A 19,630-nucleotide genomic window follows, 5' to 3' on the forward strand; every position below is an offset into this window, starting at 1 on the left:
CGCTAGGGCCCCCGCCTGTGGCGGGGGCCCTCTTTCTAAGGCTACGGGGGCCTAAGCCTTATGCGGGATTCTTTCTTTTCCGTAGAAGATGCGGAGCAAGGTGTAGGAAACGATGTAGGTGAGCAGGGGACCGCCCAGAACCAGGGTCCAGAGCACAGCGTTGTTTCCCAGGATGGAGCCCTGTTGCTGGAAGTCGATCTTGTACCCCGCCAGGGTGGCCATGAGGAAGAAGACCAAAAGGGAGAGGATGACGCTGGTGCGCACGGGGTGCTCCGAGGGTAGTTCCATGTAGCGCATCTTGTCCTTGCGGGTGTCCACGAAGGGCAAGAGAAGCCCCACCAGGGCCAGGATCCCGGGGATCACCACCCCCCCGATGAACTCCGGCCCGATAGTGGCCCCGAAGAGGTGGAACTCCCAGGTGGAGGGGATGATCTGCAGGATCCCGTAGATCCAGAGGAAGTACCAGTCGGGCTTGACCGCCGGGGTGTTGGGGGTGGGGGGGCCGAAGGCCTCGATGGGATGGGCCAGAAAGGCCCCGGCGATCAGGGTCATGATGCCCACGTACAGGGCGAAGAGGATGCCCATCATCACCAGCTGTTGGGGGTACATGGGTACCCCGAGGATCTTTCCGGGGGCTACCCTTTCTGCATACCGGGGCTGGGTGTGCTTCTGCTTCATCATGATGGCCAGGTGGACCCCGATGAGGGCCATGAGGAGGAGGGGGAGCCAGAGGACGTGGAGACTGTAAAGCCGGGGGATGGACTTCTCTGAGCCCGGGAACTCCCCGCCGAACATCACCTGGGCCAGGGTGGTTCCCACCCAGGGGATGGAGTTTGCGATTCCGTAGCCGATGCGGGTGGCGGTGACCGCGTAGTTGTCATAGGGAAGGGCATAGCCGGTGAAGGCAGTGACCACCGCCAGGCCCAAAAGGGCCAGGCCCACCAGGTAGTTGAGCTCCCGGGGTTTCTTGTAGGCCCCCGAGAGGAGGATGCGGAGCATGTGCAAGAAGGCGGCGGCGATCATCACGTGGGCCGACCAATGGTGGAGGCTACGGATCACCGCCCCGAAGGGAAGGCTGTCTATGTAGAGGACGCTGGCGTAAGCAGCGGGTACGGTGCGGCCGTCGGGGAGCTTGACCTCCCGGATGGAAGGCTCAAAGTTCAAGGTGAGGAAGATGCCGGTGAGCACCAGGACGACGAAGGCGAAGAGGGTGATCTCCCCCAGAAAGAAGGAATGGTGCACCGGGAAGGCCTTGCGCAAGACCTTCTGGTAAAAGCCTGTGAGGTCTAGGCGTTCGTCTAACCACTTGTACATGCTTCCCTCCTAGACGTGACGGCAGAAGCCCGCTTCCGCCTTCACCCCCACCTCGCCTAGAAACTCCCCAGCGGCCACCAGGACGCCTTCTTCCACCTTAAGGGGAAGCTGGGGGACAGGCCTGGGCGGGGGGCCGGCGATGACCCTGGCTCCGTGGGCGAAGTCATAGATTCCACCGTGGCAGGGGCAAAGGCCTGCCTTCTTGTCCGCCACCCACTGGCTCACGATGCAACCCAGGTGGGTGCAGACGGCGGAGTAGGCCACGATCCCTTCCACCCCGTTCTGGGCCACCTCCGGGGAAAGCTCTTCGGGCTTATAGCGCACCACCAAGACGGTGTTCTTGGCCTCGCCGCTTTTCACCACCTTGGTCTTGGGGTCCATGGGGTAGGCCAGAACGAAGGGGTCGCCGGGCTTGAGCTCCTCAGGACGTATGGGCTTGGGCTCCCCCCCGCCTTGGGCGTAGACCAGGATGTCCCCCGGCTTCAGGGGTTCCTTCTCCGGGGTGACCTCCGCCTTGGGGCGCAGGCTCGCCCCCACGTAGAAGGCGGAAACCAGGGAGAGGCCGATTCCGGTGCCGATGGCGGTCTTCAGGAAAAGCCGCCTGCGGGATCTTTGCAAGCGAATCTCGCGTTCGTCCATGCTTCACCTCTTACCAGGGGAAGTGGCTCTTCTCCTCCTCGGTGATCACCTCGTCCCGGCCGAAGAACTTCTTGTAAATGCCCAAAAGGGCGGCTACCACTAGGCTGATGGTTCCGAAGACAAAGCCCTGGAGCCAGGTGGGGTTGTGGCTGGTCTGGGCGGAGTAAACGATGAGGCGGACGAAGAAGCCGGAAAGGGCGGTGAGGAGGAGGACCAGGATCACCCCTACTGCCACCGGAGCCGTGGAAGGGGCGGGGAAGTGGCGGCCGGGGCGCAGCTCTACTCCCTCCAGCCAGTAGGACACCAGGCCGATGAGCCCGTAGAGAAGGAAGACGGCGCCGAAGGCCATCAGGCCGATCTGGCCCACGGAGAGCTCCTCTGGAGTGTGGCCCAGGAGGCGGGCGATGTGGAGCCCATCCAGGTAGGCCATGTAGAAGAGGCCTGCGGCCAGGATGAGGGCGAAGGTGGGTACGATGGGGTCATTGCGGTACATGCCTTAGCCCTCCTTATTCCACCGGGCCGAAGTTGTTGCCGAAGCTGTTGCGGATGTAGGTGGCCACGGCCTTGAGGTCCTCCTCCGAGAAGGCGGCTCCCACCGGGGGCATCGCCCCGCGCCCGTTCTTTACGACGCTAAGGATCATCTGGGCGTCCTTTAGGTTGGCGTTGCCCGCCAGGGCAGGCATAACCGGGGGCATTCCCTGGCCGTCTGCCCCATGGCAGGCGGCGCAGTTGGCCTCGTAGATGGACTTACCCTTTTCCATGAGGGCTTGGTCCACGTTGGCGGCTTGGCCAGCGCCTTCCTCGGGAGCCGGGGCTTCCTGGGCTGGGGAGGCCAGCTCGGCTGCCACCTTCTCCGCCGTAGGGGAAAGGGCAAAGTAGGCCCAGATGCCGCCCAGCACGATCACCGAGGCCACCACGTACCAGATGGGGTTGAAGCGCACCGGCTCCACGGGGAGCTCGGGTTCCCCCACGGCCAGGCGGAGCTCCAGAGTCCCCGCTACCTCGCCCCCCTCGTCTAGGCCCAGGACCATCACGTCGGGGTAGTTGTTAACGGTGAAGGGGATTTCTCGGACCTCCTGGCCTCCGCCGCGGAAGTGGGTTACCACCCGCAGGACATGCTCCCCGTCGGGGATCTTTCGGGTGTCCAGGTTTAGCCGGTAAGGGGGCTCCTTCAGAACCGCCAGGGGCTCGCTGGCCCCGTCCAGGTACACCTCAATCCGGTCTACGACCATTCTGCCTCCCTTTGTGAAGGGGGGTACAAACCCCCACTCCACTACTATAAGCGTACCCTGGCAAGGACAGATGTCCCCCCTTATGGAAGGGGAGGCTTAGGAGGCAAGGAGGGCCTGCAGACGGGAAAGGCTCTGGCGTACTCCTTGGATGTTCCCACCCACCTCGAGGGCCGCGGTGGCAGGGAAGCTCCTCAGCCGGGGGGCCAGCCTTTCCCAGGGCACGGCTCCCGTGCCCACGGGCAGGTGGTCATCCCGGCGGGCGTGGTTGTCGTGGAGGTGCAGGTGAAGAAGCCTATCCCCCAAGGCCTCCCAGTAGAGGAAAGGACCCAGGGGACCCAGCTCCACCAGGGCGTGGCCCACATCTAGGCAGAAGCCGTACTGGGGGAAGCGATTCAGGAGGGCCTTTAGCTCTTCCGGACCCCGGAGGAGATCCTCCTCGGCAAGGGCCAGGTTTTCCAAAGCCACGGGGAAGGGAAGGGGAAGGAGGGCGGAAAGGGTCTTTTCCAAGGCCTCCCGGGCCAGGCTTATGGCCATGGGGTGGCGCACGGGTACCTGGCCGGTGTGGAGGACCCCCACCTTGGCCCCCAGGGCCTCGCCGAACTCCAGGGCCCGCTTGAGGCGCTCCTCGGCCAGGGCGCGGACGCTGGGGATGAGGCTGGCCGGGTTCATCTCCACGAAGGGAAGGTGCAGGGTGAACCCCACCCCCAGGGCTTCCCCCGTGGCCCGCAAGGTCCTGGCGTCGGGAAGGGGCAGGACCTCGTGCAGGTCGTAGGGAACCTCGAGGTCCAGCCCCAGTTCCGCCGCCAGGCGGAAGGCTTCCTCATAGCCCATCTCCGCATTGAAGGGACTGAAACCTAGGCGCATCCCTGCCATTTTAGGGTTTTTATGGAGGAGCTAACCCCTTCTCGCCCTATTGTGCCCCTTGGGTACTCCCAGACGTGGCTTGGAGAAGGGGCTTCTCGGGGCCCCCACCCTGGCAGAGCCAGGGTGGAGTGGTATTACCGGATGGCCTCCGCCTTCTTCTGGGCTTCCTCCAGGGCCTTCTGGGGAGGAACCCCGCCCTTCAGGGTCTTTTCCAAGGCCTCTGCCAGGACGCTGGCCCAGGCGGAGAACTGGGGGATGCGGGGGCGTTCCTGGGCATGGGCGATCTGTTCAAAGGCCACCTTGCGGAAAGGGTTTTCCCGGTAGAAGCCCTCCAGGAGGGGGATGGCCGACTTGCGCACAGGCACGTAGTAGCTGGCCTCCACCCAGCGGGCCACGTTTTCGGGCTCCATCAGGTACCTCCAAAACTCCAGGGCACCCCGCACCTGGGCCTCCGTGGCCCCCCGCAGGACCACCAACTGGGCCCCGCCCATGGGTACCTTGCCCCCGGGTTCCCGGGGCACCGGGGCCACCCCTAAGGTGAAGGCGAAGGAAAAGTTTTCCGCAGCGGGCCAGTTGGCGATGGAGGCCATGACCATCATCCCCTTGGTGCGCACGAAGTCCAGCTGGGCGAAGGTGGCCTCGGCCATGCTCCTTGCGGAGAGGGCCCCGGCGCGGTTTAAGCGCACCAGCATCTCCAGGGCCTCGAGGGCCTCCTTGGAGGTGAAGTTGGGCTTGCCTTCCCACACCAGGTTCCCCCCCCGGCTGGTCACCATGGCCTCAAAGAGCCAGGCCTGGGGGTCGGTGACGAAGATGAAGCCCTTGGCCTGGCGGGAGGTGAGGGCCTTGGCCACCTCCTCAAACTCCTTCCAGTTCCTCGGGGCTTTAAGCCCCTTGGCCCGGAAGACGTCCAGGTTGTAAAAGAGAACCGGGGTGGAGGTGTTTAGGGGAAGGCCGTAACGCTTCCCCTCCATGACCCCGTAGTTCCAGGCGGGTTCAAAGAGATCCTCCAGGAAGGCGCGTTCCAGGTTCAGATAACCATCCAGGGCCAGGGCCCGGCCTTCCCCCACCAGCCGGGGGAAGAAGCTGATTTCCGCCTGGAAAAGCACGGGCTGGCTTCCCGTGCGTAGGGCGGCCACCAGCTTGGTTTCGGCATCCCGGTAGTCCCCTGCATACTGGGGTACCACCCGGTAGAGCCCCTGGCGGGCGTTGAACTCCTGGGCGAAGGTGGAAAGAAGCCTCCCCGCGGGGCCATCCATGGAGTGCCAGAAGGAAACCTCCGTGCGGGTGCCGGCCTGGGCCAAGGCCAGGGGAAGGAGGAGAAACCCTAGGGCCAGAGCTAAGGGCTGTTTCATGGGGGGGATTTTACCATCCCAAAAGTCAAGCCTGGGTCAGGGGCTTCTTTAGCGCCTCTCCACCCCCATGGCCTTCCTCTGGGCCTCCTCGAGGGCCATCTGGGGCTTCACCCCCTGCTTCAGGCTTCGTTCCAGGGCTTCCTCCAGGTAGCTGTACCAGACCACCAGCTCCGGGTCCTGGCTCCACGGGCGCCCCACCTCCGCCTGGGCGAAGACCGCCTGCCTTTCGGGGTCTTTCAGGAAGTCGGCAAGCTCCCTTTCCGCTTCTTTTCGCAAGGGCAGGTACCAGGTGGTCCGCACCCACTCCGCCTGGCGTTTGGGTTCCAGGAAGTGGAGCCAGAAGGCCACGGCTCCCCGGGCCTGCTCCGGGCTTGCCCCCTTGAGCACCGCCAAAGCTGCCCCGGAAAGGGGTACCGCACCCCCTTCCCGCCGGGGCAGGGGGGCCAGGCCCACACCAAAGGGCAGGGAGGTTTGGGAAAGCACCACCGGCAAGGCGGTGGTGGGTCCGATTCCCATGAAGGCCTTGGTGCGCAGGAAATCGGCCACGGCGAACTGGGCCTCGGCCAGGTTTCTGGCCTGGGCGTGCCCCTTCTGCACCATGCGGTAAAGCATCTCCAAGGCCTCCACCACCTCCTTGGAGGTGAAGGCGGGAAGCCCATCCCTGACCAGGCTACCTCCCAGGCTCATCACGAGGGCGTTGAAGCTCCAGATGTCCGTGGAGATAACAAGCCCCTTACTGGTGCGGCTGGTGAGCCTGCTGGCGGCTTCCTCCACCTCGGCCCAGGTCCTGGGGGGCTTAAGGCCCCGGGCGCGGAAGGCATCCTTGTTGTAGTAGAGGACGGGCACGGATAGCCCCAAGGGAAGGCCATAGGTCTGCCCCCGGACCTGGGTGGTTCGCATCATCTCCGGATACAGGTCCTTGGGCAGGTTCTGGAGGTAGGGGTTCAGGGCCAAGGCCACCCCTTCCTGGGCCAGGCGGGGGAGGAAGGAAAGCTCCCCGTGGAAAAGGACCGGGGCACCCCCTGAGCGCAAGGCGGCCAGGAGCTTTACCCCCGCCTCCCGGTAGTCCCCCACGTAGCGGGCCTCAATCCGGTAGGTGCGCTGGGACTCGTTGAAGCTTTTTATGGCCTCCTCCAGGACGGTATTCCCTGGGGGGCCTGCCGTGTGCCAGAAGGGGATGACCACCTGGCCCTGGGCCAGGGTGGCGACGATCAGGGAGAGGGATAGAAACCGCCTCATCCCCTAAAGGTTATCCCGCCCGGGGTGAGAGGGCTGAGAGGGGGAGGGAGAGCTTTTTAAGGAAGGGTTCGGTCTGCCGGTAAAGGGTTTCCCGAAGGGAGAGGAAGCGCTCCCGGGCGAAGGGGCCTGGGAAGCCTGGGGGAAGGAGCTCGGGGGGAAGAAGAGGGTCCAGGAAAAGGAGCTTGCGCATCTCGTGAACCAGGCGGGTCAGGGTCCGGAAGGCCAAGAGGGGGTCCTCGAGCACCGGGGGCACGCTGGAGAAGAGGGTTTGGTAATGGGCCGAGGCCTCCTTAAGGGAAAAGGCGCGGAGCACTTCCTCCTTCGGCCCGAGGTGCTCCGCCCGGAAGAGGGTGGCGGAAAGCCCGTAAAAGGCGAGGAGCTCCTGGGTGGCGGCGAGGTCCACCCCCGCCCCCAGGTAGACCCCGCTTTGCAGGCTGCCGTAGCCCAAAAGGGCCATCTCCCGCCGAAAGCGTTCCCTTTCCCCCCGCTCCTTTGGGCCTTCCGGCAGGACCAGGAGGAAACGCCCGTCCCAGGAGGTCCTGGCCTCGTAGAGGCGCCGCCGAACCTGGCGTACCTGCCAGTAGACCCGGTCGGAAAGGGCGTAGTAGGCGATGCGCCCCCGCCGCTCCGGCACCACCCAGCCCCTTTTGGCGCTCCGGGAGAGGGCCGCCCTCACCGCTGCCTCGGAGAAGCCCAGGACCTCCATCATGGTGATGAGGTCCCGCACCCGGGCGCGCCGTTCCGGGTAGATGTATTCCACAAAGAGGGTGAAGATGGTGGACCTGGCCCGCATCAGAGGGTTGGCTCCAAAAGGCGTTCCTTGTATTCCTTAAGGGCGGCCTCGAGGAAAGCCGCCAGGGGCATGCTTCCCAGGTTCCCCCGGTGCCGTCTGCGGACGCTCACCGTGCCCTCGGCCTTTTCCCTGTCCCCCACCACCAGGACATAGGGCACCTTCTGCACCTCGGCGTCGCGGATACGGGCCTGCATGCGCTCGGGGCGGAGGTCGGCCTCGGCCCTGAGGCCCGCTTCCTTGAGCTTAAAGACCACCTCCTTGGCGTAGTCCTCCTGTTTTTCCGAAACCGGCACCACCACCACCTGCACCGGGGCGAGCCAGAGGGGAAAGTCCCCGGCGAAGTGCTCGATGAGGATGCCGATGAAGCGCTCCAAGGAGCCAAAGGGGGCGCGGTGGATCATGACGGGGCGGTGTTCGGCCCCATCCGGCCCCACATAGGTGAGGCCGAAGCGCTCAGGGAGGTTGTAGTCCACCTGGATGGTGCCAAGCTGCCACTCCCTTCCCAGGGCGTCCTTCACCACGAAGTCCAGCTTGGGGCCGTAGAAGGCGGCATCCCCTTCCTCCACCGTGTAGTGGAGGCCAGCTTCCAGGGCTGCCTCCTCAATCTGCCTTTCCGCCAGGGACCATTTGGCCTCGTCCCCCACGTACTTGTCGCTTTTGGGGTCCCGGGTGCCGATGCGGGCCCTATAGTCCTTAAGGCCCAGGGTGGAAAGCACCTTCAAAACCAGGTCCAAGACCCCCAAAAACTCCTCCTTCACCTGCTCGGGGGTACAGAAGAGGTGGGCGTCGTCCTGGGTGAAGCCCCGTACCCGGGTCAAGCCCAGGAGCTCCCCCGCCTTCTCGTAGCGGTAGACGGTGCCGAACTCGGCAAGCCTCAAGGGAAGCTCCCGGTAGGAGCGCTTCTTAAAGGCGTAGATGCGGATGTGGTGGGGGCAGTTCATGGGCTTTAAGAGGTACTCCTCCTCCTCGCCCCTTTCCTTGAAGCTGATGGGGGGGAACTGGCTTTCCGCATAGTAGGGGTAGTGGCCGCTGGTGCGGTAAAGCTCGAGGCTCCCGATATGGGGGGTGGTGACCAGCTGGTAGCCCCGCCTTATCTGCTCCTCCCGCATGAAGGCTATGAGCTCCTCCCGGATCACGTTCCCCTTGGGAAGCCAAAGCACCAGCCCCTTCCCCACCATGGGATCGATCAGGAATAGCTCCAGCTCCCGCCCCAAACGGCGGTGGTCCCGCTTCTTGGCCTCCTCCAGCTGCCAGAGGTATTCCTTTAGCTCCTCGGCGGTGCGGAAGGCCACCCCGTAGACCCGCTGGAGCATGGGCCTTTTCTCATCCCCCCGCCAGTAGGCCCCGGCCACGTGGGTGAGCTTGAAGTGGGGGGGGATGCGGCCCGTGGAGGGCACATGGGGCCCGCGGCAGAGGTCGGTGAAGCCGTAGGCCTCGTCCCCTTGCTGGTAAAAGCTGATTTCCTCGTCCTCGGGCAGGTCCAGGATGAGCTCGGTCTTGTAGGGGTCCTTGCCCTGGTAGCGGGAAAGGGCTACCTCCCGGGGCAACACGTAGCGGCGCAGGGGAAGGTCTTTGGCGATGATGGCCCGCATTTTTTCCTCTATGGCGGGCAGGTCCTCATCGGAGATGGGCTCGGGGGCATCGATGTCGTAGTAGAAGCCCTTTTCGATCACCGGACCCACCCCGAGCTTCACGCTTTCCGGGTCGTAGCCCTTTTCGGCGAAGAACTCCTTCACCGCCTGGGCCAGGACGTGGGCCAGGGTGTGGCGGAAGAGGAGCTGGTACTCGGGGTCCTTCTCCGTGAGGATCCGGACCTGGGCCCCGGGCGGGAGGGGCTTTAGCAGGTCGTAGACCTCCCCGTTCACCAAGGCCCCCACGGCCGCCTTGGCCAGCCCTGGGCCTATGGCCCGGGCCACGTCCCAGGCGGTGGCTCCCTCCTCCACCTCGAGGGCCTTCCCATCCGGCAGGTAGACCACCATGAACCTTACTATACACAGCCCCGCGGCCGGCGGGGATGGATTCAGCTAAGCCGAGGACTTGGGGCAAACCCAGGGTTTGCGCGCGGTGCGGGAACCGAACCCGCATGGGCAGGGGCGTGGAGATAATGGATGAAAGAAGCCTTTGGCCCACGGGGCTTTTTCCCTCTTTACCCCTCGTGGGGGAGTTTTCTCCCGGCGTAAAAGGCCCAGGCGTAGAAAAGGGCCGCCAGGAGGAAGAGGCCAGAAAACCCCAGGCTGTCGGCCACCCACCCTCCCAGGACGGTGGCGAAGGCGAAGACCCCGGCCACGGTGTTGGCCAGGCCGATGAAGGCGCTACGCTCCATGGGTGGGGCCAGGTTCAGGAGGTAGGTGGTGGTGGAAAGCCCCAAGGCGGCCAGGTAGGCCCCCTGGAGGAGAAAGACCAAACCGAAGAGGTGCCGGGGTAGGAGAAGGGCCAGAAGGGGAGCGAGGAGGGCCAGGAAAGCCCCGGCCTGGAGCACCCCCTTGGAGCCCCGCTCCGCCAGCCTGGCCCAAAGCAGGTTGGAAAGGGTGAAGGAAAGGGCGTAAAGGGAGAGGTAAAGGCCCAGCTCCTGTCCCTGCCCCAGGGTGCGCACCGCATACACCGCATAAAAGGGCTCGGCCATCCCCGCAAGGCCCAGGAGAACCCGCACCCGGAGGTAGCGGCGGAAGCCTTGGTGCTCGAGGGGTAGGCGCAGGGAGATCCTTTCCTCCTTGGGGGGTTCTTCCGGCTCCCGGGTGAGGCCGAAAAGGTACCAGCCCGTGCCAAAGGCCAAGGCCCCCAGGGCGAAGAGGAGGGCGTAGGGAAGGGGAAAGGGAAGGGGAAGGGCAAGGATTCCCCGGACCCCGAAGCCCGCCAGGAAGGCCAGAAGCCCTCCGATGAGGTTCCGGGCGGAGAAGAGGTGGGCCCGGCGCTCCACGGGCGTGGTCTTGGCCACCACCTCCCAGAAGGGGAGGCTGGAAACCCCGGTGAAGAGGGCATTCAGGAGAAGGCCCGCGAGGAAGCCCGCAAGGAGGAGGTGGGGCCAGGGACCCAGGAAGAAGGTGGCCAAGGCCATGAGGATCACCCCGGAAAGCCTTAGGGCCGCCACCTTCCGGTAGAGCACGATCTTCCGGGGAAAGCGGGCCACGTAGGGGGCCAGGAAGGCCTGGGGGATCATACCTCCGGCCTGCAGCAAGGCGGGGAGGAGGCCGATCAGGGCCCCGGGGGCCCCCAGCTTGGCGGCGAAGCTGGTGAGGACGATGTTGGGGTTCAAGAAGGTATCCCCCAGCCACACCAGCCAGCCATTGAGCACCGCCAGGCGGTAGTTGCGTTCCCGGAGGTCTAAGATGGTGAGGATGCTGCTTCTTCCTTCCCTTGGGCCCTTCCACATCCTGCATCCACGCTACAACGCCGCCACGGTGCTGGCCCTTTTGGAAAAGGCCGGTGCCCCCGTCCTCTACCTGGCCTCCCACTCGGAGGAAAGCCTGCGGGAAGGGCTTTGGCGGGAGGAGGACCCCCTTCTCTTTCACCTGCTTCCCTGGGCGGAGGCGAAGGGCATCCCTGTGGTGGCCCTGGATGAGGAGGCCCATCTAAAGGAGGAGGCCGAGGCCTTCCGTCAAGCCCTGGCCCAGCACCCCCTGGGAAAACCCCACCTGGAGCGGATGCACGCCTTTGACCAGGAGCTTTTGCAGCTCCTCAAGACCCCCCTTACCCCGGAGGTCCTGGGCTCCCAGGCCTTCCTGGACCATCTGGGCCAAATCTACGAGGGGTACGCCCAGACCTTCGGGGAAGGTCCGGCCACGGGATTCCGGGCCCGCCGCATGGAAAGGGTGGCGGAGGCCTTGAGGGGCCGGGAAGGGGTGGTGGTGGCGGAGCTTCTGGACTACCTCCTTCTGGCCAAGAGCTTTCCCGAGGCCTTGCCCAAGGCCCATGAGCCCACGGAGAAGGAACGCCAGAGGGCCCTTTTGGACCGGGCCTGGCAGCTTAGGGAGGAGGACGACTGGGCGGGGCTCTTGGAGGAGCTCTTCCAAATAGGGGATCCCGAGGCCCTGTACCTGGCGGCCCAGATCTACCTGGCGGCCGGGGAGTGGCAGGAGGCCTTAAGCCTGATGGAGGAGGTGTTCCGCATGGACTTCCAGCACCCCGGCTACCTGCCAGGCTACGTGCTGGCCCGCTTTGGCCAGCTTCTGGACCTGGCGGGGGAGCGGGAAAGGGCCCTGAGGGCCTACCGGGGGGTCCTGGCCCTCTCCTGGGCCCCGGAGGAAGCCAGGACCATCGCCTTGGCTGGGCTGAGGAGCCCTTTCCGGCTTCCCTAGCCCTCTGGGGCATTTGTCCCGGTGGCCCTTGTCTAAGATGGAACCATGGAGGTGGAGATTCGCCGCGCCCGCCACGTCGCCTACCTCCGCTTGGCCGCGGCCCACGCGGGGCCCCTGGGGCCTGCCCTTTTAGGGCATCCCGAGCTGGCTCCCCTGTACTCCAAGGCCTATGCGGCCTGTGGGGGTGCGGAGGGGCTTCCCTGTGCTGGGGTGGGGGGGGAGCCCAGGGTGTGCGTGGTGCGGCGGCTGGAGCATCTGGCCTACAGCGCCCTGCGGGGGGGCAAGCGCCGGCGGGAGCAGGAGAAGGCCATGGTGGAAGGGCTTCTGGTGTGCATGGGCCACCTGACCCGGGAGTTTCCCCCCGAGTTCACCCCGGTCCTCGAGGCCACCCGCAAGGTCCTGGAAAAGGACCTGGAGTATCTTCGCAAGGAGCTTTCCGAAAGGGAAACGAGCCGGGTTTCCTGAGGTGGGAAACCCGCAAAGTGCAAAAGTGCCCTCCTTTGGCCGGAGGGCGCGGAGTTTAAAGCAGGTGGTGCATCTTGCCCAGGGTCAGCATCAGGGCCACGGTGCTGGCGGCCAGGACGATGAGCATCAGCATGAAGAGGATAAAGCGCAGGTCAAAGGTTTCCCCCTCGGTGGTGAGCACGCGGGGGTTCAGGATCAGGTAGAAGAGCAGGGTAACCAGGGCCGCTCCCAAGGCAAACAGCGCGATGTACACCATATTCTCCCTCCTGTTACCAGAGGCTGAGAAGCGCCTCCAGGCTTGCCCGTAAGTTTACCAAACCCACCCCGTAGGTGGGAATCCCCAAGGCCAAGCCCACGCTTCCCCAATAGGGCCCTGGGCTTATGGGTAGCCCAAGGGGTAGAGGAGGGCTTTCCCAGGGCCCGTAGGCCCGCACCTCCTGGTAGGTGAGGCCCGTGGGCGCCTCCACCCGCAGGACCAGGGGTTCCTCCTCGGCTTCCAGGGGTTGCCAGCCCCTTGGGGTTTCCTTGGCTCCCGGGAAGCTTTGGCCAAGCCCCTCCCCGGGAAAGGCTAAGAGGAGGCGGTCTGGGCGGGTTTTTTCCAGGAGGTGGGCCAGGGGTGCCCGGGTGGGGCCGGAAAGGGAAAGGCCCTCTAAGGTGGGCGAGAGGGGCGAAGGATCCAGGGCCAGAAGGATCCGTCCCCGAAAAGAGAGGCCGTTTAGAGCCTGGAGCACGGCCAAGGCCTCCTCGTAGGGGGCGTGGAGGAGGTAGGTTCTTCCTCCTCGGCCGCCTTCCAGGTAGCAGTAAAGGGTGCCGAATTCGTCCAGTCCCGCCCGGAGGTGCTCCGAGAGGACCTCGAGGTCTGCGGAAAGCTGTTCCAGCAAGGAGGAAGCCATGTTCTCATGGTATCCTAAACCCCGTGCGCTACCTGGTCCTCTCCGACATCCACGGCAACTGGCCGGCCTTGCAGGCGGTCCTCGAGGCGGCCCCTTCTTTTGATGGGGTGCTCTTCCTGGGGGATGCGGTGGGCTACTATCCGGATGGGGACCGGGTACTGGACTGGCTCATGGAGGTGGAGGCCCAGTGCGTCTTGGGCAACCACGATGCCTGGCTTCTGGCCCTGGACCGGTTGCCCAAGGAGGGGGTGGTCCTGGAGATCCTGGCCTGGCAACGGGAGCGGCTGTCCTCCAGGCACCTGGACTTCCTCTCCTCCTGGCCCTGGCAAAAGGAGGTGGAGGGGGCGCTTCTGGTCCACGGCAGCCCCTGCGATCCCATGGAGTACCTGGATGCGCTGGAACTGGCCCGCCAGGCCTTCGCCTGTACGGACCACCGCCTCACCTTCCACGGGCACACCCATCTGGCCGGGGCCTTTCTGGAGCTTTCCGGACCCCGCCCCTGGGTGCGCTACCAGCGCCTGGCGGAAGGGGGTGAGCTGATCCTTCCCCCTACGGTGCGGGCCCTGGTCAACCCAGGTTCGGTGGGCCAGCCCCGCGACCACGTGCCGGGGGCGGCCTTCGCCCTGTGGGAGGGGGACGGGATCACCTTTTTCCGGGTGGGGTACAACCTGGACCAGGTGGCCCAGCGCCTGGCGGAGGAGGGGTTTCCCGCGTGGCTCTACACCCGCCTGACCCTTGGGGAATAATCGGCCATGAGGCCGTCCTGGAGCTCCTGCCCCGGCTTGGCGCCTCCACCCTGCTCTTCTCGGGGCCGGAAGGGGTGGGGAGGCGCCTGGTGGCCCGCTGGTACGCCTGGGGGCTGAACCGGGGGTTTCCTCCCCCCGCCTTGGGGGAGCATCCCGACCTTCTGGAGATAGGTCCCCCGGAGCGGGGTTTGAAGGGGCGGGTGGAGATCCGCCTCGAGGAGGTGGAACCCCTTTTCGACTGGTTCGCCACCCACCCCCGGGAGCGGGTCAAGGTGGCCATCCTGGATGCCGCCCACCTCCTTACCGAGGCGGCGGCCAACGCCCTTTTGAAGCTTCTGGAGGAACCTCCCTCCTACGGGCGCATCGTCCTCATCGCCCCAAGCCGCGCCACCCTGCTTCCCACCTTGGCCAGCCGGGCCCTGGAGGTGGCCTTTGCCCCGGTGCCTGAGGAGCGGCTTTACCCCTTGACCCAGGACCCGGAGCTTCTGGCTTACGCCGGCGGGGCTCCAGGCCGGCTCCTGAGGGCCCTGGCCGACCCCACTGCCTTCCGCGCCCGCATGGAGAAGGCCAGGGAGGTGGGTGGCGCCTCCTCCTGGCGGCGGTTTGCCCTCCTGAAGGAGCTCTTCGCGGACGAGGAAGGGATTTTCGCCCTTTATGCCGCCTTCCGCCACCGTCCGCAAGCGCTTCTGGCCCTCGAGGCCGCCCGGGAGGCCCTGGAGCGGTATGTGAGCCCGGACCTGGTCCTGGCCCGATTGGCCTTAGACTTGGAAACATGACCGTGGGCGTTCGCCTGCACGCCGATCTGCGCAAAGCCCGCACCCCTGTCCTGCGCTACTTCCGCTTCCAAGGGGATCCCCCACCCCTGGAGGCCTATGTGGTGGTGCGCACCAGCCGGGGCCTGGAGGTGGGCAAGGTGCGTACCCCGCCCCGCAAGGAGAAGGAGGCCGGGGAGGTGGTGCGCCTGGCCACCAAGGAGGATCTGGACCTGGCCTCGAGGCTCCGGGCCAAGGCGGAGGAGGCCGCCTTTTACCTGCGGGCCCGCCTTCAGGAAGAGGGGGTGAGGGCCAAGGTCCTGGGGTGCGACTTCACCCTGGATGGCCGGCACCTTTCCGTGCACTACGCCGCGGAGGAGCGGGTGAACCTCAAGCGCTTCACCCGGGAGCTTTCCGAGCGCTTCGGGGCCCGGGTGGAGTTTTTGGCCGAGGGCCCCCGGGAGGAGGCCGCCTACCTGGGCACCCTGGGTGCCTGCGGGATGGAGTCTTGCTGCTCCACCTGGCTACAGGGTTTCGCCCAGGTTTCCATCAAGCTGGCCCGCGACCAGGGGCTTCCCCTGAACCCCGAGAAGATCTCGGGTCCTTGCGGCCGGCTCCTTTGCTGCCTGGCTTACGAGCATCCCGTGTACCAGGAGCTTTTGGCGGAGCTTCCCCGCAAAAACGCCCGGGTCTGCACCAAGGAAGGGGTGTGCGGCAAGGTGCAGAAGGTGAACCCCTTGAAGGGGACGGTGGAGCTCCTCCTGGAGGAGGGAAAGGCGGTGGAGGTGTCCAAGGAGGAACTGGCTTAGGATGAGCGGGGCCCAGGTTTTCGCCCGAAAGGTGCGCCGCCTGGTGCTGAACCGCCAGGGCACCGAGGCCCAGATTTTCCTCCTCACCCCTGGGGGGGAGGGTTTCCTCTACCTGCGCTCGGATGGCTTCGCCCACTTTGCCCAGGGTCTAGGGGTGGAGGAGGTGGCGGGCTTCGCCTTGGGCAGGGGGCGGGTGGAGCTCCGCTTCCAAGACGGAAGCGCCCTCAGCCTCCGCTACCGCCTGGGGCGGTGGGTCAAGGTCCTTCACTTCTCGTAGGGCCTTCCCACCGCCGCCGGGGGTCGGCTCTTGCCCATGAAGCCCGCCAGCACCAGAACGGTGACCACGTAGGGGAAGGCCTGCACCAAGACCGCGGGCAGGATCTCCGTGCCCTGAAGCTGGATGGCCAAGGCGCTGGCGAAGCCGAAGAGCAAGGTGGCGAAGAGGATGCCCAAGGGGTGCCACTTGCCGAAGATCAAAGCCGCCAGGGAGATGAACCCCATCCCCGCCGACATGCCCCGCACGAACTGGTTGAGGAAGCCGATGGCCAGGTAGGCCCCGGCGAGACCCGCCAAAACTCCGGAGAGCACCACCCCGATGTAGCGCATGCGGTACACGTTGATCCCCAGGGTGTCGGCGGCTTCGGGATGCTCGCCCACGGCCCTGAGCCGCAGGCCGAAGGGGGTCTTGAAGAGGACCCACCAGGTCAGGGGGACCAGGAGGAAGGCCAGGTAGACCAAGGGGGAAAGGGCAAAACCCTCGGGGCCCCAAAGGGGCAGGCGGTTGGCCACCTCCTTGGAGCTGGTGGCGTTGCCGTAGAAGTAGGTGAGCACCAGGCTGGGGGCTCCCAGGGCCAGGAGGTTGATGGCGGTGGCGCTGATGATCTGGTCGGCCCGGTATTTGATGGAGACCACCGCATGCACCAGGGCCACCAGCCCTCCCACCAGCATGGCGCTTAGGACCCCAAGCCAGGGAAGCCAGGGATGGGGGCCGGGGCCTAAGGTGTGTTCCACCCTTTCCACCACCACCGCGGCGGTGAGGGCTCCGAAGAGGATGATGCCCTCGAGGGCGATGTTCACCACCCCGCTCCTTTCGGAGAACATCCCCCCCAAGGCGGTGAGCAAAAGGGGCGTGGTCTGGCGCAGGGTGGAGAAGAAGAGGGCGATCCAAAAGGCAGCGTCCAGGTTCATGGGGTCTCCTCCCTTTCCTCTCGCTTTCGGATTTCTTCCCTAAGCTCCACCTCGGCTGCCCGCAAGGGGTCGGTGAAGTAGCGGGGCAGAAAGCCCCCTGCGGCGATGAAGAGAACGATCAAGGCCTGAAGCACCGCCACCAGTTCCCGGCTGATGCCGAGCTGCAGGTTCACCTGCAATCCACCCGTGAGGAGGATGCCGAAAAGCCAGGCGGCGAGGCCCACCCCCAAGGGGGTGTTCTGGCCCATCAGGGCCACGGCGATGCCGTCAAAGCCCACGGAATAGGGAAGGGATTGCTTCAGACGGTACTCGTCAATCCCCCCGCCCAGCACGTAGTGGGTGGCGGCTAAGCCCGCCAAGGCCCCCGCCAGGAACATGATGAGGACCATCTTCCGCCCGGCCAGCACCCCCCCGTACTCCGCCGCCTTGGGGGCCAGGCCCATGGCCCTGAGCTCGTACCCTCCTACAGTGCGGAAGACGTAGAAGTGGAAGAAAAGAAGGGCCAGAAGGGCCAAAAGGAAGGCCCCGTTGAGCCGCACCGAGGTGAGGTCCGGGCCGAAGTTCACCGCAGGCCCCGGAAGAAGCCCCCCCACCAAGTACCCCACCACCCCGGCCAGGAGGCCCAGGAGCACCCGGTGGCCCAGGCTTTTCCTGGTAAGGAAGTAGCCCAGCAGGCCCAGGAGGAGGGCCAAGGGCAGGGCGAAGGAAAGCTCCCCCCCTGGGGCCACCAGCTCGGTCCAGTGGGGGATGCGGGCCTCGGGTCGGATCTCGTAGCTCCGGGCCTCGTACCCGGGGTACTTGAAGGGCAGGTACAGGGTGTTGCCGAAGAACTTGTACTCGTTGGAGGAGATGAGGAAGAGGAAGAGGCTTGCGGCGATGTAGTTCAGCATGATGGTGTTGATCACCTCGTGGGCCCCGAAGCGGGCCTTAAGCCAGCCGGGCAGGGCACCCCATAGCCCCCCGGCCAAAGCGGCGGCCAGGATGGCGAGGGGGAGTACCAGCCACCTGGGCCCCGGCAGGTACACCCCCACCAGCATGGCGGCGATGGCCCCCAGGATGAGCTGCCCCGGGGCCCCAATGTTGAAAAGCCCCCCGCGGAAGCCTAAGGCCACGGCCAAGCCGGTGAAGATCAGGGGAGTAGCCAGGAGGAGGCTTTGCAGGAAGCCCGAGGGGTTGACCAAGGGGCTATAGAGGAGCTGGTAGGTGTAGGTGATGAGGTCCAGCTTCAGCATCCAGGCTTCCCTTAGGGTCTGGGCTTCCCCCGGTGCCCTCTTCATCACCGCCACGATGAGGCCGCCCAACAAGGAGGCCAAGAGGAGGGAGAAAAGGGGCACCACCACCCCCCGGCGGCGCACCAGAAAGGCCACCCCCCCAGGGGAGAAAAGCCGGGCCAGGAGGAGGAGGTAGAGGCTATAGGCCAAGGTGGCGTAGCTGCCAAGCCCCAGGGTGTACCGCCTGAGGATGGGCCTTTCCGCGCCGGCGTTCACCTGGGCCACGCTGGCTTGGAAGAGAAGGTAGGTGAGGAGGAAGAGGCCTAGGCCCAGGATCCCCATGAGGTAAAGCTTCCGGGCGGGCTTGGGAGTCAGGGCCAGGACCAGGGTGAGGGCCAGCCAGGCCAGGGAGGGATAGAAGACCCAGGAGAGCCAGCCATCCCGGTAACCCGGGGGCAGGGTTCCTTGGGGCAGGTGGTGGCCGAAGGGGCTTAGAAGCACGCCTTCGCCGCCAAAAAGGCGATGGGGTACCGCCCAGGGCGCCAGGTACCAGAGGAGGAGGAGAACCCCTCCCCCCAAGGCCACCAGGATTCCCAGGCGCTTACGGTCCTTCCACACGCCCACGATTGTACCCTAGCCCCGTAGGTCTACGGCCCGGGGCGGTGCTAGACTTCTTTCGTGGAGGTTTCTCCCCGGGAAAAGGCCGAGCGGGTGCGGCGCATGTTTGCGGAGATCGCTCCCCGCTACGACCTTTTGAACCGGCTTCTTTCCTTTGGCGCCGATCTTCGCTGGCGCAGGCGGGCGGTGGCCCTGGCTTTGGAAAAAAATCCCGGGCGCATCCTGGACCTGGCCACGGGTACGGGAGACCTGGCCCTTATGTTGAAGAGGAAGGCGCCCACGGCCCAGGTGGTGGGGGCGGACTTCGCCCTGCCCATGCTGGAGATCGCCCGCAGGAAAGCCCGGGCGCAGGGCCTTGCGGTGGAGTTTCTGGAAGCCGATGCCCTGTCCCTGCCTTTTCCCCAAGGGAGCTTTGAGGCCATCACCGTCGCCTTCGGTTTCCGCAACTTCGCCGACTACCGTAAGGCTCTTTTCGAGCTCCGCCGGGTCCTGGCCCCGGGGGGGCGGCTGGTCATCCTGGAGTTTCCCCCGCCTCCCAGGGGGGTCTTTGGCCTGGTTTACCGGGTTTACTTCCAGAGGCTCCTTCCCTTCCTGGGGGGGGTGGTCTCGGGTAGCTTCGGGGCCTACCGCTACCTGCCGGAAAGCGTGGAGGCCTTTCCCCCGCCGGAAGCCTTAAAGGGCATGATGGAGGAAGCGGGCTTCAAGGTGCGCTACGAACTCCTCACCTTCGGGGTGGCGGCCATCCACATCGGGGACCTCGAGGCCGGGTCAGCCCGATAGGGCTACCTTGCGGCCTGGTTCAGCTCTGCATCCGTGGGAATGCGCCCCGCTTTCAGGTTTTCCACCAGGTGGCGGGCCATGCGCCCGAGGGCGTCCCGCACCCTGCGCCACTCCTCCAGGGGCTTTCCCGAGGGGTCGGGGAAGGAAACGTGGCGCTTTTCCGTCTTTGCGGGGTAGGCGGGGCAGGCTTCCTTGGCGGCATCGCAGACGGTGAGAACCAGGTGGAAGTTCCAGGGATCGGGGAGCTCAAAAAGGGTTTTGGAGAAGTGCCCCGTAAGGTCAATCCCCACCTCGGCCATCACCCGCCTGGCCTCCTCCTTGACGAAGGTCTTCTCGGTGCCGGCGGAGTGGACCTCGAGGACCACTCCCATTTCCCTGGCCCAGTGCCGGAGCCAGCCCTCCGCCATCTGGCTGCGGGCGGAGTTGTGGGTGCAAAGAAC

Annotated in this window: 22 protein-coding genes; 7 read left to right on the forward strand and 15 right to left on the reverse strand. The window is 65.6% G+C overall.

Annotation, left to right across the window (positions count from 1 at the left end):
• Window positions 1-51 precede the first annotated feature (51 nt).
• The 10 genes from AC27GT_RS07065 to AC27GT_RS07110 all read right to left on the reverse strand — a co-directional run bounded on the left by AC27GT_RS07065 (window position 52) and on the right by AC27GT_RS07110 (window position 10,803).
• Window positions 52-1,314 (reverse strand): cytochrome b, encoded by a 1,263-nt coding sequence (locus AC27GT_RS07065; RefSeq protein WP_487223800.1) that lies wholly within the window; start codon window positions 1,312-1,314, stop codon window positions 52-54.
• A gap of 9 nt (window positions 1,315-1,323) precedes the next feature.
• Window positions 1,324-1,953: a QcrA and Rieske domain-containing protein gene (locus AC27GT_RS07070; protein ID WP_015718228.1), complete on the reverse strand. Its 630-nt coding sequence runs from the start codon at window positions 1,951-1,953 to the stop codon at window positions 1,324-1,326.
• A gap of 10 nt (window positions 1,954-1,963) precedes the next feature.
• Window positions 1,964-2,446, reverse strand: coding sequence for a DUF1129 domain-containing protein (locus tag AC27GT_RS07075; protein WP_038070560.1), 483 nt, complete (start codon window positions 2,444-2,446; stop codon window positions 1,964-1,966).
• A gap of 13 nt (window positions 2,447-2,459) precedes the next feature.
• Window positions 2,460-3,185: a c-type cytochrome gene (locus tag AC27GT_RS07080; RefSeq protein ID WP_487223801.1), complete on the reverse strand. Its 726-nt coding sequence runs from the start codon at window positions 3,183-3,185 to the stop codon at window positions 2,460-2,462.
• 96 nt (window positions 3,186-3,281) lie between these two features.
• Window positions 3,282-4,049 carry a sugar phosphate isomerase/epimerase family protein gene (locus AC27GT_RS07085; RefSeq protein WP_487223802.1) on the reverse strand — a complete coding sequence of 256 codons (768 nt, stop codon included), beginning with the start codon at window positions 4,047-4,049 and terminating at the stop codon, window positions 3,282-3,284.
• Between the two features lie 134 nt (window positions 4,050-4,183).
• Window positions 4,184-5,401: an ABC transporter substrate-binding protein gene (locus AC27GT_RS07090; protein ID WP_487223803.1), complete on the reverse strand. Its 1,218-nt coding sequence runs from the start codon at window positions 5,399-5,401 to the stop codon at window positions 4,184-4,186.
• A 48-nt stretch (window positions 5,402-5,449) separates the two neighbouring features.
• Entirely contained in the window at window positions 5,450-6,640 is a 1,191-nt protein-coding gene (locus AC27GT_RS07095; RefSeq protein ID WP_054391574.1) for an ABC transporter substrate-binding protein, read from the reverse strand.
• Window positions 6,641-6,650: 10 nt separating this feature from the next.
• Window positions 6,651-7,433: a PaaX family transcriptional regulator C-terminal domain-containing protein gene (locus tag AC27GT_RS07100; RefSeq protein ID WP_054391575.1), complete on the reverse strand. Its 783-nt coding sequence runs from the start codon at window positions 7,431-7,433 to the stop codon at window positions 6,651-6,653.
• Window positions 7,433-9,412, reverse strand: a complete 1,980-nt coding sequence (gene thrS, locus AC27GT_RS07105) for a threonine--tRNA ligase (protein WP_487223804.1) — start codon at window positions 9,410-9,412, stop codon at window positions 7,433-7,435. Before thrS ends, AC27GT_RS07100 begins: the two co-directional genes overlap by 1 nt.
• A gap of 167 nt (window positions 9,413-9,579) precedes the next feature.
• On the reverse strand, window positions 9,580-10,803 hold the full coding sequence (locus AC27GT_RS07110) for an MFS transporter (protein WP_487223805.1): 1,224 nt from the start codon (window positions 10,801-10,803) through the stop codon (window positions 9,580-9,582).
• On the opposite strand from AC27GT_RS07110, the gene AC27GT_RS07115 reads away from it, so the two are divergent.
• Both AC27GT_RS07115 and AC27GT_RS07120 read left to right on the forward strand, forming a co-directional pair.
• On the forward strand, window positions 10,769-11,728 hold the full coding sequence (locus tag AC27GT_RS07115) for a tetratricopeptide repeat protein (RefSeq protein WP_487223806.1): 960 nt from the start codon (window positions 10,769-10,771) through the stop codon (window positions 11,726-11,728). The genes AC27GT_RS07110 and AC27GT_RS07115 overlap by 35 nt on opposite strands.
• A gap of 45 nt (window positions 11,729-11,773) precedes the next feature.
• On the forward strand, window positions 11,774-12,193 hold the full coding sequence (locus AC27GT_RS07120) for a hypothetical protein (protein ID WP_487223807.1): 420 nt from the start codon (window positions 11,774-11,776) through the stop codon (window positions 12,191-12,193).
• Window positions 12,194-12,248: 55 nt separating this feature from the next.
• Here AC27GT_RS07120 and AC27GT_RS07125 read toward each other — a convergent pair whose 3' ends face one another.
• On the reverse strand, window positions 12,249-12,449 hold the full coding sequence (locus AC27GT_RS07125) for a hypothetical protein (protein WP_038041103.1): 201 nt from the start codon (window positions 12,447-12,449) through the stop codon (window positions 12,249-12,251).
• Window positions 12,450-12,462: 13 nt separating this feature from the next.
• Window positions 12,463-13,086, reverse strand: a complete 624-nt coding sequence (locus tag AC27GT_RS07130) for a hypothetical protein (protein ID WP_487223808.1) — start codon at window positions 13,084-13,086, stop codon at window positions 12,463-12,465.
• Window positions 13,087-13,109: 23 nt separating this feature from the next.
• Between AC27GT_RS07130 and AC27GT_RS07135 the strand changes: the two genes are divergently transcribed.
• The 4 genes from AC27GT_RS07135 to AC27GT_RS07150 are packed head-to-tail and all read left to right on the forward strand — an operon-like array spanning window position 13,110 to window position 15,670.
• Entirely contained in the window at window positions 13,110-13,832 is a 723-nt protein-coding gene (locus AC27GT_RS07135; protein WP_487223809.1) for a metallophosphoesterase family protein, read from the forward strand.
• Entirely contained in the window at window positions 13,799-14,608 is an 810-nt protein-coding gene (locus tag AC27GT_RS07140; protein ID WP_015718214.1) for a DNA polymerase III subunit delta', read from the forward strand. Before AC27GT_RS07135 ends, AC27GT_RS07140 begins: the two co-directional genes overlap by 34 nt.
• Window positions 14,605-15,393 carry a PSP1 domain-containing protein gene (locus AC27GT_RS07145; RefSeq protein ID WP_015718213.1) on the forward strand — a complete coding sequence of 263 codons (789 nt, stop codon included), beginning with the start codon at window positions 14,605-14,607 and terminating at the stop codon, window positions 15,391-15,393. The genes AC27GT_RS07140 and AC27GT_RS07145 overlap by 4 nt, the downstream gene beginning before the upstream one ends.
• A gap of 1 nt (window position 15,394) precedes the next feature.
• On the forward strand, window positions 15,395-15,670 hold the full coding sequence (locus AC27GT_RS07150; RefSeq protein ID WP_487223810.1) for a hypothetical protein: 276 nt from the start codon (window positions 15,395-15,397) through the stop codon (window positions 15,668-15,670).
• Here AC27GT_RS07150 and AC27GT_RS07155 read toward each other — a convergent pair.
• Window positions 15,658-16,581 (reverse strand): ABC transporter permease, encoded by a 924-nt coding sequence (locus AC27GT_RS07155; RefSeq protein WP_038028652.1) that lies wholly within the window; start codon window positions 16,579-16,581, stop codon window positions 15,658-15,660. The two genes, AC27GT_RS07150 and AC27GT_RS07155, sit on opposite strands and share 13 nt — an antisense overlap.
• Window positions 16,578-18,410: an ABC transporter permease gene (locus AC27GT_RS07160; protein WP_487223811.1), complete on the reverse strand. Its 1,833-nt coding sequence runs from the start codon at window positions 18,408-18,410 to the stop codon at window positions 16,578-16,580. The genes AC27GT_RS07155 and AC27GT_RS07160 overlap by 4 nt, the downstream gene beginning before the upstream one ends.
• Window positions 18,411-18,470: 60 nt before the next feature.
• Between AC27GT_RS07160 and ubiE the strand changes: the two genes are divergently transcribed.
• Window positions 18,471-19,190 (forward strand): bifunctional demethylmenaquinone methyltransferase/2-methoxy-6-polyprenyl-1,4-benzoquinol methylase UbiE, encoded by a 720-nt coding sequence (gene ubiE / locus AC27GT_RS07165; protein WP_487223812.1) that lies wholly within the window; start codon window positions 18,471-18,473, stop codon window positions 19,188-19,190.
• Between the two features lie 2 nt (window positions 19,191-19,192).
• On the opposite strand, the gene AC27GT_RS07170 is transcribed toward ubiE, so the two are convergent.
• On the reverse strand, window positions 19,193-19,630 hold a 438-nt coding region (locus AC27GT_RS07170), incomplete at its 5' end, for an arsenate reductase ArsC (RefSeq protein ID WP_487223813.1).

The sequence above is a fragment of the Thermus sp. KWY1 genome (genome assembly GCF_057547025.1).